The following is a 16,175-nucleotide window of genomic DNA, read 5'->3' as shown; positions in this document are numbered from 1 at the left end:
CGCTTGACGACGTGGGCCGGTCACCGCACGATGGGCGGCAGGTCAAGAGCGCCAGCGACAAGCCCCGGCTCGCTGGCCGGCAACCCTCCTCTCGCGGCGGGGTGCCCCGGGTGACGACCAGGCTCTGCGCCGTCCGGCGCCAGGGCAAGCGCGGGGAGGTACCTCCCCGGCATCACCGAGGAGGACCAGCCATGACTACGCTCACCACGCAGCTCGACCGGCCGCAGCTCCACCGGCCGCAGAACGCCCCCACTGACGGCGTGGCCGCGACCGACGCCGCCCCGCCGGTGCACGACGTCGCCCCCGTGCTGCCCGTCGTCGGCGCCGACACCCTCGTGCCTCTCGTCGACGGCCGCTACGTGCCGTACGCCAACCTCGACGTCGCCGCGTCCGCGCCCGCCCTGCAGGCGGTGTCCGACCGCGTCACCCAGGTGCTGCCCCTGTACGCGAGCGTGCACCGCGGGGCCGGGTACCTGTCGCAGGTCTCGACCGCGCTCTACGAGACGGCGCGCCGCACGATCGGCGCCTTCGTCGGCGCACGCGACGACGACCTGACCATCGTCACCCGCAACACCACCGACTCCCTCAACCTGCTGGCCGGCTGCGTGCCCGTCGACCCGGTGACGGGCGAGCCGGGACGGGTGCTGGTGCTCGACATCGAGCACCACGCCAACCTGCTGCCCTGGCAGCGGTCCACGGACGCCACCGTCGTGACCGGCGGCCCGTCGGTCGCCGCGACGCTCGCGGAGATCACCGAGGAGCTGGCCGCGGGGGTCGCCACCGGCCGGCCGTACGCGCTGCTCGCGCTCACCGGCGCGTCGAACGTCACGGGCGAGGCGCTGCCGGTGGCCGACGTCGTCGCCGCGGCGCACGGAGCGGGCGCGCGCGTCGTCCTCGACGGCGCGCAGCTCGTGCCGCACCGCCGCTTCTCCCTCGAGGAGACCGGGGTCGACTACGTCGCGTTCTCCGGGCACAAGACGTACGCGCCGTTCGGCGCCGGTGCCCTGGTCGGGCGGCGCGACTGGTTGGACGGCGGCACCCCGTACCTCGCCGGCGGCGGCGCGGTGCGCCGGGTGCGCACGGCGGGCACGGACTGGCACGAGGGGCCGGCGCGGCACGAGGCCGGGTCGCCCAACGTGATCGGCGCGGTGGCGCTCGCCGCCGCGTGCGACGAGCTCGCCGCCCTCGACCCGCGCGTCGTGGGCGCGCACGAGGACGTGCTGCGGCGCCGGCTGGTCGCGGGCCTCGAGGAGGTCGACCGGGTCGAGGTCGTGCACGTGTGGGACGACGCCGTCGACCCGGTGGGCGTCGTGACGTTCACCGTCTCCGGCTACGACCCGGGCCTGGTCGCCGCCTACCTGTCGGCCGAGCACGGCATCGGCGTGCGCGACGGCCGGTTCTGCGCGCACCCGCTGCTCGGGCGCCTCGGGTTCGACGCCGGGGCGGTGCGGGCGTCGGTCGGCCTCGGCACGGCGGGCGAGGAGGTCGAGCGGCTCGTCGCCGCCGTCCGGTCGCTCGTCACGGATGGGCCGCAGGCGCGCTACGACGTGGTGGACTCCCTGTGGGTCGTGGTCGAGGACCCGCGCCCCGTGCCCCCGGGCTCCGGCCTGGAGGGTCTGCTGGCCACCGCCGCCCTCGGCGCCGACGAGGCGTTCGGCTGCCTGCCCGACGACGTCTGACCGCTCGAGAGAACTTCCGGACATGACGACGGGGGTGCCACCGCTGGTGGCGCCCCCGTCGTCGTGGGCAGGTCAGCGCTTGAACGCGTCCTTGACGTTGTCGCCCGCCTGCTTGAGGTCCGCTCCGGCCTGCTGGGACTTTCCCTCGGCCTCTTTCTTCTCGTCGTCGGTGAGCTTGCCCGCTGTCTCCTTGGCCTTGCCCTCACCCTTGTCAGCCAGGTGCTTGGCCTTGTCTGCGAGTCCCATCGGGGCTCCTTCCGTCGCACGAACGACCTCGAACGTCGACCGTAGGCGAGCCCGCGGCCGTTCGCACCCGGGCGTACTAATCCGTTCCCTGTGTGGCGCCCACGCCGGCCAGCCGCGCTCACGGCGATGACCGGGTGGGCGTCGCCGCTCACCAGGCCGGCGGGTGCCGGTCCGCCCACCGCAGGCGGTCCTCGAGCTGGGCCGCGAGAGCGAGCAGCGTCGTCTCGCCGCCCGGGCGGCCGATCAGCTGCACGCCCATGGGCAGGCCGTCCTTGGTCATGTGCGTCGGGACGCTGATCGCGGGCAGCCCCGCCACGTTGAGCATCGACGTCCACGGCGTGTACTGGCACTGCTGCTCGAAGTTGCGCTCCGGGTCCTCGGGGTCGAACCAGCCGAGCGGGCGGGGGGTCATGGCCAGCGCGGGCGTCATGACGGCGTCGTACCGCGAGACCTGCGCCACCAGACGACGCTCGAACGCGGTGAGCGCCCGCAGCGCCTCGGCGACCTCGCGGGCCGGCACCTGCCGGCCGCGGCCGATCAGCCAGCGGGTGAGCGGCTCCAGCAGGTCGAGCTGCGCGGGGTCGTCGAGGGGGACGGCCGAGGCGCCCGCCATCCACAGGGTGCGGAACGCGGGGCCGTACGCGGGGTCGGGCTCCAGCCGCACCGGCTCGACGTCGTGACCCTGGCCGCTGAGCGTCGTGACGCCGACGTCGAGCGCCGCGCGGGCCTCCGGGGACGTCGTGATCTCGTAGAAGTGGTCCCACGCCGAGTCGGTCGTGACCGCCACGTGGAACCGGCCCTGCACGTCCTCGCCGCCGCTGCCGCCGACCTCGCCGCGCCGCGCGGCCGCCAGGTACTCCCCGGCGCGGGCCGACGGTGCGCGGAGGGTCAGCGGGTGGGCCACCCGGCCGTCGGCCGTCCAGGTCAGCATCCCCTCGAGCAGCAGGGCAGCATCCAGCGTGGTGCGGGCGAGGGGGCCGTTCACCACCAGGCCGCCCATCGACTCCTGGCCCGACCCCGCAGGCATCAGCCCGCGGCTGGGCTTGAGCCCGACCACCCCGCAGGCCGCCGCCGGGATCCGCACCGACCCGCCGCCGTCCGACCCGGGGGCGAACGGGAGCAGCCCGGCCGCGACCGCCACGGCCGCGCCGCCGCTGGACCCGCCCGCGCCGAGGGTGGGGTCCCACGGGTTGCGCGCCACCGGCCCGGCGAGCGGCTCGGTGTACGCGGGGAAGCCGAGCTCGGGCGCCGTCGTGCGACCCAGGCTCACGATGCCCGCGGCGTCGAGCACCTGCACGATCTCGTCGCTCACGGGCGGCACGATCGCAGCGTCGCCCGCGAAGGCGCGCGACCCGAAGCCGGCGGGCACCCCCGCGCGGGCCCAGAGGTCCTTGTCCCCGGTGGGCAGGCCCCACAGCGTCGCGGGCCCGCCGTCCCGCTCGAGCCGCGCCGCCCGCTCGCGCGCGGCCTCCGGCGTGACGGAGACGAACGCCCCCAGGCCGGGATTGGCGCGCTCGATCCGCGCCAGGAAGTGGTCGGCCACCTCGGTGGGCGTGAGCTCGCCGGACCGCAGCAGGTCGCGCAGCTCGACTGCGGTCTTCTCGTGCAGGGCATCCATGCCCCGCACGCTACCCACCCACCCCGGGGCTGCCGAACAGGCGGTTGACACCGTGATCGCGCGGATCGTGGACGCATTCCGGTGCCAACCGCCTGTTCGGCGATCATGTGCGGGTGATCCACGACCTCGTCCTCGCCGTCCTGGGCGACGACGGCGAGGTGCGCGGGCACCGCGTCGCCGGCGACGGCACCGTGGGCGACACCGCGTACTTCTCGATCGTCGACGATGAATGGCCCGAGGTCCGCAAGGGGCTGGAAGAGCGCCTCCGGGCGCAGTAGCGCGACCACCTCGCCGACTGCGCGCCGGCCGCCGGCGCCTCGTCGTGGAGCGCTCACCGGTCCGCGCGCTCCACGAGCTCGAGGATGCGGGCGGTCATCAGCGCGGTGGCGTCAGCGTCGTAGCCGGGCAGCGAGCTGTCGGCGAAGTAGTGCCGGTCTCCCGGGTACAGGAAGAGCTCGGCCGTCCCGGACTCCTCGACCAGCGCCCGCGCGGCCTCGAGGTCGCCCTCGCCGACGAAGATCGGGTCGTGGTCCATGCCGTGGATCTGCGCCGGCAGCCCGGCCGGCCAGCCGCCGAACTCGGACGTCGGGACGCACGAGTAGCAGAAGACGGCGCCCCGGGCACCGGGCCGGGTCTGGGCGAGCTTCTGTGCCGGCAGGACTCCCAGCGAGAACCCGGCGTAGATCAGCTCGGCGGACAATGCCTCGGCCGCCCGCGTGCCCCGCTCGAGCATCTCGCCGAACCCCAGCTCCTCGACGTACGCCATCCCGCTGTCGATCGAGTCGAAGGAGCGGCCGTCGAACAGGTCCGGCGTGTGCACGGTGTGGCCGGCGCTCCGGAGGCGCTCGGCGAAGTCGCCGATCCCGGGTGTCAGCCCCTGGGCATGGTGGAACAGCAGGATCTCGGCCATGCGTCCTCCCCGTCACGACCAGCTCGTCACGACCGTCGGCCAGTCTTCCAGCCCCACCCGTGGCACGCACGGTCGTGGGGCGTTCTCGGACGACGAGCCACCCGACGAGTCACCCGACGGGCCACCCGGTGGGCCGTACGGAAGGTGAGGAGTGGTCGCCGGTGGCAGCCTGGGTACATGAGGCACATGAGGCACACGTGACCACCGAGGACGCGCCCGCCGTCGACCCGGCCCCCGACGCCCACGACGACCGGGCGTTCTTCGGGCACCCCCGCGGCCTCGCGACGCTCTTCAGCCTCGAGGTCTGGGAGCGGTTCTCCTTCCTCGGGATGCAGGCGATCCTCGTCCTGTACTTCACGGCGTCGGTCGCGGACAACGGGCTCGCCATGGAGCCCGGCAACGCGGCGTCCATCGCGGCCGGCTACGGCACCATGGTCTATCTCGTGTCCGTGGGCGGCGGTTGGATCGCCGACCGGGTGCTCGGCTCCTACCGCGGCGTGCTGTGGGGCGGCATCCTCATCGCCGCCGGCCATTACACGATGGCGATCCCGGTGGAGATCTCGACGTGGATCGGCCTGGTGCTGATCAGCCTCGGCACCGGGCTGCTCAAGCCCAACGTCTCCACCCTGGTGGGCAAGCTCTATTCCACCGACGACGACCGGCGCGACGCCGGGTTCGCCCTCTACTACATGGGCATCAATGTGGGCGCGTTCGTCGGCCCGCTCATCACGGGCTGGCTCGGCGCCGAGGTCGGCTGGCACTGGGGCTTCTCCGCCGCCGCGATCGGCATGACGGCCGGGCTGATCCAGTACGTCGTGGGCCGGCGCCGCATCCCGGGCTACGGGCGGCCCGCCGAGGCACCGCTGCCGCCGGACGCCGCGCGACGCACGCGCTGGATGCTCGCCGGCGTCGGGGCGGTCGTGGTCGTCGCCCTCGGCGTGCTCGCCCTCCTGGACCGCCTCAGCATCGCCGGCGTCGTGGACGCGCTCACCGTGATCGCGATGGTCGCGCCGATCGTCTACTTCACGGTAATGTTCCGCAGCCCGCGCGTGACGACCGAGGAGCGCGGCCGGCTGCGCCCGTTCCTCGTGCTGTGGCTCGCGTCGGTCGCGTTCAACTTCGTGCTGTTCCAGGCGTACACGGTGCTGATCCTCCTGGCAGAGGACCACGTGCAGCGCACGATCTTCGGTTGGGACGTCCCGTCCGCCTGGTTCAGCTCCTACCTCGGCGCCGCGGAGGTGCTCGTCGCGCCCTTCGTCGCCGCCCTGTGGACGTGGCTGGGGCCGCGCCAGCCGCACGCCTCGAAGAAGGTCGCGTTCGGTGCGCTCCTCGGTGGTCTGTCGTACCTCGTCCTCGTGCCGGCGGTGAGCGGGCAGTCCGGCGACTGGCGGATCGCTGTGTGGTGGATGCTGGTCTCGCTGCTGCTGCTCGGCCTGGGCGACGTCCTGCTGCAGACCACCGGCCTGTCGGCCACCACCAAGCTCGCCCCCCTCGCGTTCTCCAGCCAGGCGATGGCGGTGTGGTTCCTGTCCATCGCGCTGGCCAACGGCATCCAGGCGCAGACGGTCCGCTTCTACGGCGAGGTGTCGGACGGCGTGTACTTCGCGGTGAACGGCGCGGTCCCGGTCGTCGTCGCCCTGGTGGTGCTGGCCCTGTCGCCGTGGATGAAGCGCACCATGCACCCCGTCCACTGATCGCACCCGTCCACTGATCTCCCGAGCGTCGGAGGGACCCCATGCGCTACGTCACCGACCTACCGTACGAGACCGTTGTCGAGGACCACTGGATCCCGCTGGCCGACGGCACCCGGCTCGCGGCCCGCGTCTGGCGGCCGGTCGACCCGGCGCCGGTCCCGGCGATCCTCGAGTACCTGCCCTACCGGCTGTCGGACTGGACGGCCCCGCGCGACGCGCAGCGCCACCCGTACTACGCCGGGCACGGCTACGCGTCGGTGCGGGTGGACATCCGCGGCAGCGGCAACTCCGACGGGCACCAGGACGACGAGTACTCGCCCACCGAGCTCGCGGACGGCGTCGCCGTCGTCGAGTGGTTGGCCGCGCAGGACTGGTGCGACGGGTCGGTCGGGATGTTCGGCATCTCGTGGGGCGGCTTCAACTCCCTGCAGATCGCGGCGCTCGCCCCGGAACCGCTCAAGGCGATCGTCACGGTGTGCTCCACCGACGACCGGTACGACAACGACGTGCACTTCACCGGCGGCGCCGTGCTCGCCGTCGACATGCACGCGTGGGCGGCCACGATGCTCGCCTTCTGCTCGCGCCCGCCGGACCCGGCGTACGTGGGCGAGGGCTGGCGCGAGCAGTGGCTCGACCGGCTGGAGCACACCGAGCCGTTCGTCCACACCTGGCTGCGCCACCAGACGCGCGACGACTACTGGCGCCACGGCAGCGTCATCGAGGACTACTCGACGATCTCCGCGGCCGTGCTCGCCGTCGGCGGCTGGAACGACCCCTACCGCGACACCGTGCTGCGGCTCGCGGCGGCCGGCGACGAGGGCTCGCTGCGTGCCCCCGTGCGCGGCATCCTCGGGCCCTGGTCGCACCAGTACCCCGACCGCGGGCTGCCGCCCGGCCCGGCCATCGGCTTCCTGCAGGAGACGCTGCGCTGGTGGGACCACTGGCTCAAGGGCGCCGACCGCGGCGTCCTCGACGACCCGCCGTTGCGCGCGTGGATCAGCGAGTCGGTTCCGCCGGCCACGGTCTACGACGAGCTGCCCGGCCGCTGGGTGGGCGAGCCGTCCTGGCCGTCGCCGCACGTGTTCACCCGCGACCTGCCGCTCGTCGAGGCGGGGCCGGAGGACCGGCCCGAGGGCGCGTTGGCGACGACGGCACCGACGGTCGAGGTCCTCGCCGGTGGCCACCCCATGCCCACGTCGTGGGTCGTGGCGTCGCCGTCGCACACCGGGGTGGACGCCGGCCGGTTCTTCCCGTTCGGCAACGACGCCGACCTGCCGCCCGACCAGCGGGAGGAGGACGGGCGGTCCGTCTGCTTCGACTCGGCGCCGCTGACCGCGCCCCTGGAGATCCTCGGGCGGGCCCGCGTGCGCCTGCGGTTGACCTGCTCTGCGGCGAAGGGGCAGGTCGTAGCGCGGCTGTGCGACGTAGGGTCCGACGGGTCGTCGACCCTCGTCACGCGCGGCGCGCTCAACCTCTCCGCGCGGGACGGCCGTGAGCGCGCGGTGGGATGGAAGCCGGGCGCCACCGAGGAGGTGTCGTTCGAGCTCACGGGCACGGGGTACGCGCTGGCGCCCGGGCACCGGCTGCGGCTCGCGGTGTCCTCGGCGTACTGGCCGTGGGTCTGGCCGCAGCCCGGCGACGCGGTGCTCGCGGTGGCGGTGGGCGACGGCGCGCTCGAGCTGCCCGTGCACGACCGGGCGGCCGAGCACCCGCCGGTCGGCTTCGAGGAGCCGGAGCAGGCGCCGCCGCTCGGCGTCGTCTTCGGCGCGGGCGACGAGGCGCGGCCGGAGCGCCGGGTGGTGCGGGACGTCGCCGAGGGCCGTTGGTTGCTCGAGGTCGACCCGCGGTACGGCGGCACGCGCACCTACCCGGACGGGCTGGAGTTCACCGAGGACGTGCTCGAGCGGTACTGGATCGGGACGGACGCCACGAGCGCTCGCACCCGCTCGGACTGGACGGTCCGGCTGCGGCGCGGCGCGGGCGACCCCCTGCCGGCCGGCATGACCGGCTGGGACGCCAGCATCCGCACGCGGTCGGAGATCACCTGCGACGCCGAGAGCTTCTTCACCGACAACGAGGTGGTGGCGCGCGACGGCGACGAGGTGGTCTTCGAGCGGCGGTGGACGCGGACCATCCCGCGCACCGCGGGCTGACTCCGCCGCCGGCTCAGCGCAGCAGCGGCGCGACCTCCCCGCCGAGGAACGCGGCGAAGCCGTCGAGGTCGGGCTCGTCGACGGTCGGCTGTGCCACGACCGTCGAGACGCCGAGCGCGGCGAACCGGCGGAGCCCGTCGGCGACCTCCTCCGCGGAGCCCCAGCTGGCGTGGTCGGCGAGGGCCTCGTCGGAGGAGGCGTCGACGTCCCAGTGCGCGAGGGAGGAGCGCAGCCGGTCGGCTGCGCCGGCGCCGGTGGCGGTCTGCGCGAAGGCGACCGCCCGGAACGGGTGCTCGCTTTCCGGCCCGGACTCGGCGACCGGCGGCAGCCCGGCCGCGGCGCGACCCTCGTCGACCAGCGCGATCGCCCGCCGCGCCCCGGAGACCCCGGAGTCGCCGTCGATGACCACGCCGTCCGCGACCTCGCCGACCAGGCGCAGGGTCTTGGGTCCCTTCGCCGCAGCGACCACGGGCGGGGCGACGGCGGGCGGCCAGTCGAGGGCGACGTCGTCGAGCGTGACGTACCGGCCGGACGTCGTGACGCGCTCGCCGGCGAGGAGCGCCCGCAGCGCTGTGACCTGCTCGCGCAGCAGCGTCAGGGGCGAGGCGACGCGGGCGCCCACCTGGCCCATCCAGTTCTGCACGCCGTGCCCGACGCCGGGCAGGAAGCGGCCGGGGAACATGCCGTCGAGCGTCGCGGTCTCCATCGCGGTGAGCGCCACGTTGCGCAGCGGCAGCGGCATGACGCCGATCCCGACGCGCAGCCGCTCGGTCGCGCTGAGCATCGCCGACGCGGCGGCGGGCCCGGACTCGAGGAAGCAGTCCTCCCAGAGCCACACCTCGTCGAGGCCGGCGGCCTCCGCGGTACGGGCGAAGGGCGCGAACCGCGAGGGCGGGTTGCCGTAGGGCGCGAGGATGCAGCCGAGAGTCGTCATGCGCCGATCCTGCCCCAGGTTCCCGGTGCCACGGTGCCGAACGGGCGGTTGACACCGTGATCGGGCCTCCAAGGAGGCGATAGCGGGGTCAACCGCCTGTTCGGCAGCCGGGGTCCTGCGATGGCCGGGTCAGAGCGGGGTGACGGTGCCGCGGAAGTGCTGGCGCCGGCGCCCGCCGTTCCAGCCGACGTACGCGAAGCCGGAGCTGTCGGGCCCCGGGTCCGGCGTGACCGCGACGTCCACCGTGCTGGGCAGCAGCACGGGTGCGGCGAACTCGACGGTCCACCGGTACGCGTCGCCGCGCGACTGCCCGACGTCGGCCAGGGCGCGGGAGGCCGTGTACATGCCGTGCGCGATGGCGCGCGGGAAGCCGAACGCCTTGGCCGACAGGGCCGACAGGTGGATCGGGTTCCGGTCGCCCGAGACCGCGCCGTACGCGCGGCCCGTGCCGGGCCCGAGCGCCCAGCGCCCCGTGGGCAGGGGCGGCGTCCACGTGCCCGCGGGCGCGCGGTCCTCGCCCTCGTCGGTGGCGGTCGGCTCCTCGGCGGCCGTGGCCTCCGAGACGCCCTTCGCGCCTGTGGCGTCAGACGGATCCGACCCGTTCGACCCGTCCGACCAGGGCAGGTGGAAGCCCTTGGCGAGGTACGTCGAGACGCCGCGCCACACGGGAGCGCCGGTCGGCTCGGCCTGCCGGCGCACCTCGGCGACGAGGTCGACCTGGACCCCGCGCTTGTGGGGGCGCAGGTTCTCCGCCCACGCCTGCACCTCGAGCACGTCGCCCAGGCGCACGGGGCCGCGCACCTCGACGTCGTTCGCCAGGTGCACCATGCCCAGCAGCGGCAGCGGGAAGTCGCCCCGCACCATGACCGCCGTGGCGAGCGGGAACGCCAGCACGTGGAGGTACCCGGCGGGCAGCACGTCGGTGACGGGCTCGTGCAGCAGCCGCTGGTACTCGTGCAGGTGCCGGGCGAGGCCCGCCGTCGGCACCCCGGCGACGCGGAAGGCGACCTCGGGGAGCACGAGCGCCGGCTCCTCGAGGGAGCCGTCGTTGCCGCGTGGCTGGCCGATGCCGGGCAGGCCGGGCATGGCCCGGCCCGCGGCGATGCGCCCGGACGTGGCGGCGCCCCGCGCGTACAGACCCCCGAGCCCGGGCAGGGTCGGGAGGGTCTCGACGCGTAGCGGGTCGCCGGCGCTGGTGGCCGGCCCGGCCCCCGGGGCGGCGGTCACCGCCCCACCAGGTTCTGCCCGCACACCCGCAGCACCTGGCCGTTGACGCCGGCGGCCGCGGGCGAGCACAGGAAGGCGATCGCCTCGGCCACGTCGACCGGCTGCCCGCCCTGCTGCAGCGACGACACGCGACGCGCGACCTCGCGGGTGGCGAACGGGATCGACGCCGTCATCTCGGTCTCGATGAAGCCGGGCGCGACGGCGTTCGCGGTGCCGCCGCGGGCCGCGAGCAGCGGGGCGGTGGCCCGGGTGTGCCCGATGACGCCCGCTTTGGAGAAGCCGTAGTTGGACTGCCCCTTGTTGCCCGCGATGCCGGAGGTCGACGCGAGCGAGACGATCCGCAGGCCGTCCACACCCGCCTCCAACAGCTGGGCGTTGACGCTCAGCTGCGCCTCGAGGTTGACGGCGATGACGGCGTCCCACTGCGCGGGCGACATGTTGGCCAGCAGCTTGTCGCGCAGGATGCCCGCGTTGTGCACGAGGACGTCGAGCCGCCCGTGGCGCGAGCGCGCGTGCTCGAGGATGCGGTGCCCGGCGTCGTCCGCCGTCACGTCGAGCTGCAGGGCGGTGCCGCCCACGGCGTTGGCAGTGCGCGCCAGGCCCTCGCCGGCGGCGGGGACGTCCACGCACACCACGGTGGCGCCGTCGCGGGCCAGGGTCTTGGCGATCGCCGCGCCGATGCCCCGTGCGGCGCCGGTGACGACCGCGACCTTCCCGGCGAGCGGGTGGTCCCAGTCCGCGGGCAGCGCGGCGTCGGCGACCGGGCCGCCCACCGGCAGCAGCTGCCCGTCCACGTACGCCGAGCGGGCCGAGAGGAAGAAGCGCAGCGTGGCCAGCGCGGAGACGCCGTCGACAGCGGCATCGTCGGTGAGCACGATCCCGTTGCCGGTGGCCCCGGCGCGCAGCTCTTTGGCGACGGAGCGCAGGAAGCCGTCCACGCCGGTGCGGACCGCGGCGAGCGCCGGCGCGTCCCCGTCCGCGGCGGCGCGCGAGACGGTGACGACCCGGCCGTTGGAGGCCAGCCGGCGCAGCACCGACCCGACCGCGAGCACGGCGCCGGAGACGTCGGTGGGTCGGGCGGCCTCCGTGAGTACGAGCAGGACTGCGCCCCAGCGGGCGTCGTCGGTGGGCTGACGGCGCACGTCGAGCCCCCAGCCGAGCAGCTCCTTGGCGAGCGTGTCGGCGTCGCCGGTGGACGCGTCGTCGGAGACGACGAGCACCGGCCCGACGGTGAGCGGGTCGCCCGCGCGGAACCGGCGGAGCACGGCCGGGCGGGGGAGGCCCAGCTTCTTCGCGAGCGTCTTGGTGAGGCCCGAGTTCACTGCCTTGGTGTAGGAGTCGCTGCCGTACGAGTCGGTCATGGGTGCTTCCTCCTTCAGACGGACTCGACGACGGCGGTGGCACCGAGGCCGCCGGCGGCGCAGATCGAGATCAGCGCGCGGGCGGGCCTGCCGGTCTCGGCGGCCTTGGTCGCGACCAGCTTGGCCGCGGTGGCGAGGATCCGGCCGCCGGTGGCGGCGAACGGGTGACCTGCGGCGAGCGACGAGCCGTTCACGTTGAGCCGTGCCCGGTCGATGCTGCCGAGCGGCGCGTCGAGGCCGAGCTCCGCCTTGCAGTAGTCGGCGTCCTCCCAGGCGGCGAGCGTCGTGAGGACGGTCGACGCGAAGGCCTCGTGGATCTCGTAGAAGTCGAAGTCGCCGATCCCCAGGCCGTTGCGGGCGAGCAGCCGCGGCACGGCGTGCACCGGGGCCATGAGGAGGCCGTCGTGCCCGTGCACGAAGTCCACCGCGGCGGTCTCGGCGTCCGCGAGCCGGGCCAGCACCGGCAGATCACGTTCGGCGGCCCACGCTGCCGACGACAGCAGCACGGTCGAGGCACCGTCCGTCAGCGGGGTCGAGTTCCCGGCGGTCATGGTGGCCTCGGTGGGCTCGGCGAGGCCGCGGCCGAACACCGGCTTGAGGCTCGCGAGCTTCTCGATCGACGTGTCCGCGCGCAGGTTGTCGTCGCGGGTCAGGCCACGGAACGGCGTCACGAGGTCGTCGAAGAAGCCGGCGTCCCACGCGGCGGCGAGGTGCTGGTGGCTGGCGAGCGCGACCTCGTCCTGGGCCGCGCGGGCGATGCCCCAGCGGGCCGTGGTGATCGCCTGGTGCTCACCCATCGACAGGCCGGTGCGGGGCTCGTCCGTGGAGGGGGTGAGCGGCTTGAGGTCGGCCGGGCGCACCTTGGCGAACGCCTTGAGCCGGGCCTGCAGCGTCTTGGCGTGCGAGGCGTCGAGCAGGGCACGGCGCAGCCCTTCGCTCACGGCGACGGGGGCGTCCGAGATGGTGTCCGTGCCGCCCGCGATGCCGGAGTCGAGCTGGCCGAGGCGGATCTTGTTCGCCACGGTGATCGCGGCCTCGAGGCCGGTGGCGCACGCCTGCTGGAGGTCGAACGCGGCCGTCTGGGGCGACAGGGACGAGCCGAGCACGGACTCGCGCACCAGGTTGAAGTCGCGTGAGTGCTTCAGGACCGCGCCGCCCACGACCTCCCCGATCCGCTCGCCCTGCAGGCCGAAGCGCGCGACGAGGCCCTCGAGGGCGGCGGTGAACATCTCCTGGTTGGAGGCGTCGGCGTACTTCTTGCCGGCGCGCGAGAACGGGATGCGGTTGCCGCCCACGATCACGGCGTCCCGCACGCTCGCGGGGGCCGGCTCGGACGCGGCGCGGGTGGCGGTCGGGATGCTCCGGGAGGAGCCGTCGGACGGCTTGCGTGTAGCCACAGCGTTAGATCCTTCACTCCGTCGGTCAGGTAGGACTCACAGTACCTGATACTCTCAGTCCCGTGAGACGAGTCACATGGTGCGGCCGATGACGGCCGCGGGGCAGCAGCTCAATGGTCGCGCGACGGAGGTCGCTCGCGCGAGCGACGGGCGTTCGACGAGATGGGACGACCACCGCGCCGCGCGCCGGGCGCAGCTCGTGAACGCCGCCCGCAAGTCCGTGCACCGGGGCGGTCCCGGGGTCTCGATGGACGAGATCGCGGCCGAGGCGGGCACCTCCAAGTCGATCGTGTACCGGTACTTCGAGGACAAGGCAGGGCTGCGCGTCGCCGTCGCGTCGCACGTCGTCGCGACGATGCACGACGCGCTCCGCGAGGCGGCCGAGGCCGCGCCGAGCCCGCACGCCGCGCTCCGCGCGATGGTGCGGGTCTACCTCGAGATGATCGAGCACTCGCCCAACGTCTACTGGTTCGTGACGCGCACGGCGATCGGCGGGAACGAGCCCGCCCCGGGCGCCGGCGGCACGGGCCAGGCCGAGGCGCTCGGCGCCTACCTCGACTCCGTCATCGAGCTGGTGGCCGAGCCGTTCGCCCGCGCCGTCCAGGCGCCGCCGGCGCTCGCGGCCGCGTGGGCCGCGGGTGCGGTCGGATTCGTCCGGGGCGCCGGCGAGTGGTGGCTGGGCCATGACGCCGAACCGGACGGCGCCGGCCGCCTCACCCGCGAGGAGCTCACGGAGCAGGTCACCCTCTGGCTGTGGACCGGCCCCGTGGGCGTCCTGCACCACGACGGCGACCCGCACCTCGACGTCTCCCACCATGCCCCCACGACCAACCCCATCCCCGCATCCCCGCAGGAGAACCGATGACCACGACGTCCGACCGTCCCGCGACGACGCACGCAGCCGGCGCCCCGGCCCCCAAGGCGACCGCGCGCGTCGACGTCGCCGGCCTGTCCGAGCAGCTGCTCGGCCGCTGGCCGGAGTGGCGCCGCAACGCGCGGGACCGCGCCACCGACCCGACCTTCTGGAAGGACGAGTCGCTGTCCATGGCCGAGCACCGCGAGCGCGTGCTCGAGCAGATGAAGCTGCTCGCGAGCGACCCGAAGCACCAGGTGTGGCTCGGGTACCCGACGCGCCTCGGCGGGGCGGACTCCCCGGGCGCGAACCTCGCCGGCTTCGAGGAGCTCGTCGTCGCCGACCCGTCGCTGCAGATCAAGGCGGGCGTGCAGTGGGGCCTGTTCGGCTCGGCCATCCTGCACCTGGGCACCCCGGAGCAGCAGGACCGCCTGCTGCCGGGCGCGATGGACCTGTCGGTGCCCGGCGCGTTCGCGATGACGGAGATCGGGCACGGCTCCGACGTCGCCTCGGTGGCCACGACCGCCATCTACGACCCGGACACCGAGGAGTTCGTGATCCACACGCCGTTCCGCGCGGCGTGGAAGGAGTTCCTCGGCAACGCGGCCGTGCACGCCACGGCGGCGACGGTGTTCGCGCAGCTGGTCACGAACGGCGTCAACCACGGCGTGCACTGCTTCTACGTGCCGGTGCGCGACCCGGAGACGATGGAGTTCCTGCCGGGGATCAGCGGCTACGACGACGGCCTGAAGGGCGGCCTGCGCGGCGTCGACAACGGGCGCCTGGCCTTCGACCAGGTGCGCATCCCGCGCACGGACCTGTTCGCGCGCTACGGCGCGGTGGCGAGCGACGGCACCTACTCGTCGCCGATCGACAGTCCCGGGCGCCGTTTCTTCACGATGCTCGGCTCACTGGTCCAGGGGCGCGTCTCGCTCGACGGCGCCGCGTCGACCGCGTCCAAGCTGGGCCTCGCCATCGCCGTGAAGTACGGCGCAGAGCGCCGGCAGTTCACGTCTGCCTCGCCCGTCGAGGAGACGGTGCTGCTCGACTACGCCACGCATCGCCGCCGGCTCTTCCCGCGTATCGCCGAGACGTACGCGACGCACTTCGCGCACGACCGCCTGCTCGACCTGTTCGACGACGTGTTCTCCGGCCAGAAGGACACCCCCGAGAACCGCGAGGACCTCGAGACGATGGCGGCGGCGCTCAAGTCGACGTCCACCACGTTCGCGCTCGAGACGCTGCAGGAGTGCCGGATCGCGTGCGGCGGCGCCGGGTTCATCACCGAGAACCGCATCACGAGCCTGCACCACGACATGGACGTGTACGCCACGTTCGAGGGCGACAACACGGTGCTGCTGCAGCTCGTGGCCAAGCGCCTCGTGGGCGACTACGCCAAGCACCTGCAGGGCGCCACGAAGACCCCGGCCGGGCTGGCGCGCTTCGTCGTCGACCAGGCGACCGACGCCGCCCTGCACCGCACGGGGCTGCGCCGCTTCGGGCAGGCCATTGCCGATGCCGGCGACCCGCGCCGCGCGGCCGGGCACCTGCGCGACGCCGAGACCCAGCGCGAGCTGCTGGCCGACCGCGTCGCCACGATCGTCGAGGAGGTCGCGCTGGCGCTGCGCCCGGCGCAGAAGGCCGACCCGGTCACCGCGGCGCGCATCTTCGACGAGAACCAGGTGCAGCTGGTCGAGGCCGCCAACGCGCACGCGGACCTGCTGCGCTGGTCGGCCTTCACCGAGGCGCTGGAGCAGGTCGAGGACCCGGGCACGCGCCGGGTCATGACCTGGCTGCGCGACGTCTTCGGGCTCACGCTCATCGAGCGCAACCTCGCCTGGTACCTCATCCACGGGCGGCTGTCGGCGCAGCGCGCCCGCACGGTCACGTCGTACGTCGACCGGCTGCTGGACCGCCTGCGCCCGCACGCCGTCGACCTGGTGGACGCGTGGGGCTACGGCCAGGACCACCTGCGTGCCGTGATCGCGTCCGGCATCGAGGCTGAGCGGCAGGACGAGGCGCGTGCGTACTACGCGCAGCAGCGCGCCGACGGGTCCGCGCCGGTCAGCGAGAAGTCGCTGAAGAAGAAGCAGCGCTCCTGAC

13 protein-coding genes and 1 riboswitch are annotated in these 16,175 nt (G+C 74.2%); of the genes, 6 read left to right on the top strand and 7 right to left on the bottom strand.

Annotation, left to right across the window (positions count from 1 at the left end; translation table 11 throughout):
* The first annotated feature begins 40 nt into the window (after positions 1-40).
* Positions 41-157: riboswitch (SAM riboswitch) on the top strand.
* A 34-nt stretch (positions 158-191) separates the two neighbouring features.
* Positions 192-1,679 (top strand): aminotransferase class V-fold PLP-dependent enzyme, encoded by a 1,488-nt coding sequence (locus AC1C2V_RS07730; protein WP_495388993.1) that lies wholly within the window; start codon positions 192-194, stop codon positions 1,677-1,679.
* A 72-nt stretch (positions 1,680-1,751) separates the two neighbouring features.
* On the opposite strand, the gene AC1C2V_RS07725 is transcribed toward AC1C2V_RS07730, so the two are convergent.
* Positions 1,752-1,925: a CsbD family protein gene (locus AC1C2V_RS07725; protein ID WP_495388992.1), complete on the bottom strand. Its 174-nt coding sequence runs from the start codon at positions 1,923-1,925 to the stop codon at positions 1,752-1,754.
* 148 nt (positions 1,926-2,073) lie between these two features.
* Entirely contained in the window at positions 2,074-3,543 is a 1,470-nt protein-coding gene (locus tag AC1C2V_RS07720; RefSeq protein WP_495388991.1) for an amidase, read from the bottom strand.
* Positions 3,544-3,656: 113 nt separating this feature from the next.
* Between AC1C2V_RS07720 and AC1C2V_RS07715 the strand changes: the two genes are divergently transcribed.
* Positions 3,657-3,821 (top strand): hypothetical protein, encoded by a 165-nt coding sequence (locus AC1C2V_RS07715; RefSeq protein WP_495388990.1) that lies wholly within the window; start codon positions 3,657-3,659, stop codon positions 3,819-3,821.
* A gap of 53 nt (positions 3,822-3,874) precedes the next feature.
* On the opposite strand, the gene AC1C2V_RS07710 is transcribed toward AC1C2V_RS07715, so the two are convergent.
* Positions 3,875-4,453 carry a dienelactone hydrolase family protein gene (locus AC1C2V_RS07710; protein ID WP_495388989.1) on the bottom strand — a complete coding sequence of 193 codons (579 nt, stop codon included), beginning with the start codon at positions 4,451-4,453 and terminating at the stop codon, positions 3,875-3,877.
* Between the two features lie 197 nt (positions 4,454-4,650).
* On the opposite strand from AC1C2V_RS07710, the gene AC1C2V_RS07705 reads away from it, so the two are divergent.
* Together AC1C2V_RS07705 and AC1C2V_RS07700 are read left to right on the top strand one after the other, a co-directional pair.
* A complete protein-coding gene (locus AC1C2V_RS07705; RefSeq protein WP_495388988.1) occupies positions 4,651-6,147 on the top strand; it encodes a peptide MFS transporter in 1,497 nt (498 codons plus the stop codon).
* A gap of 41 nt (positions 6,148-6,188) precedes the next feature.
* Positions 6,189-8,300, top strand: a complete 2,112-nt coding sequence (locus tag AC1C2V_RS07700; RefSeq protein WP_495388987.1) for a CocE/NonD family hydrolase — start codon at positions 6,189-6,191, stop codon at positions 8,298-8,300.
* Positions 8,301-8,313: 13 nt separating this feature from the next.
* On the opposite strand, the gene AC1C2V_RS07695 is transcribed toward AC1C2V_RS07700, so the two are convergent.
* The 4 genes from AC1C2V_RS07695 to AC1C2V_RS07680 form a co-directional block, all read right to left on the bottom strand.
* Entirely contained in the window at positions 8,314-9,234 is a 921-nt protein-coding gene (locus AC1C2V_RS07695) for an LLM class flavin-dependent oxidoreductase (RefSeq protein WP_495388986.1), read from the bottom strand.
* Positions 9,235-9,363: 129 nt separating this feature from the next.
* Complete coding sequence (locus AC1C2V_RS07690) at positions 9,364-10,461, bottom strand: MaoC family dehydratase (protein WP_495388985.1); 1,098 nt, start codon at positions 10,459-10,461, stop codon at positions 9,364-9,366.
* Complete coding sequence (locus AC1C2V_RS07685; protein ID WP_495388984.1) at positions 10,458-11,822, bottom strand: 3-oxoacyl-ACP reductase; 1,365 nt, start codon at positions 11,820-11,822, stop codon at positions 10,458-10,460. The genes AC1C2V_RS07690 and AC1C2V_RS07685 overlap by 4 nt, the downstream gene beginning before the upstream one ends.
* Before the next feature lie 14 nt (positions 11,823-11,836).
* The gene (locus AC1C2V_RS07680) at positions 11,837-13,219 is read right to left on the bottom strand and encodes an acetyl-CoA C-acetyltransferase (RefSeq protein ID WP_495388983.1); all 1,383 of its coding nucleotides are present in this window, start codon (positions 13,217-13,219) and stop codon (positions 11,837-11,839) included.
* A 76-nt stretch (positions 13,220-13,295) separates the two neighbouring features.
* Here AC1C2V_RS07680 and AC1C2V_RS07675 point away from each other — a divergent pair, with 76 nt between their 5' ends.
* Positions 13,296-14,084: a TetR/AcrR family transcriptional regulator gene (locus tag AC1C2V_RS07675; RefSeq protein WP_495388982.1), complete on the top strand. Its 789-nt coding sequence runs from the start codon at positions 13,296-13,298 to the stop codon at positions 14,082-14,084.
* Positions 14,081-16,174 (top strand): acyl-CoA dehydrogenase family protein, encoded by a 2,094-nt coding sequence (locus AC1C2V_RS07670; RefSeq protein WP_495388981.1) that lies wholly within the window; start codon positions 14,081-14,083, stop codon positions 16,172-16,174. Before AC1C2V_RS07675 ends, AC1C2V_RS07670 begins: the two co-directional genes overlap by 4 nt.
* The last annotated feature ends 1 nt before the right edge of the window (position 16,175 follow it).

Source organism: Isoptericola sp. Y541 (assembly GCF_059445465.1).
This window is presented reverse-complemented; position numbering and strand designations above follow the sequence as displayed.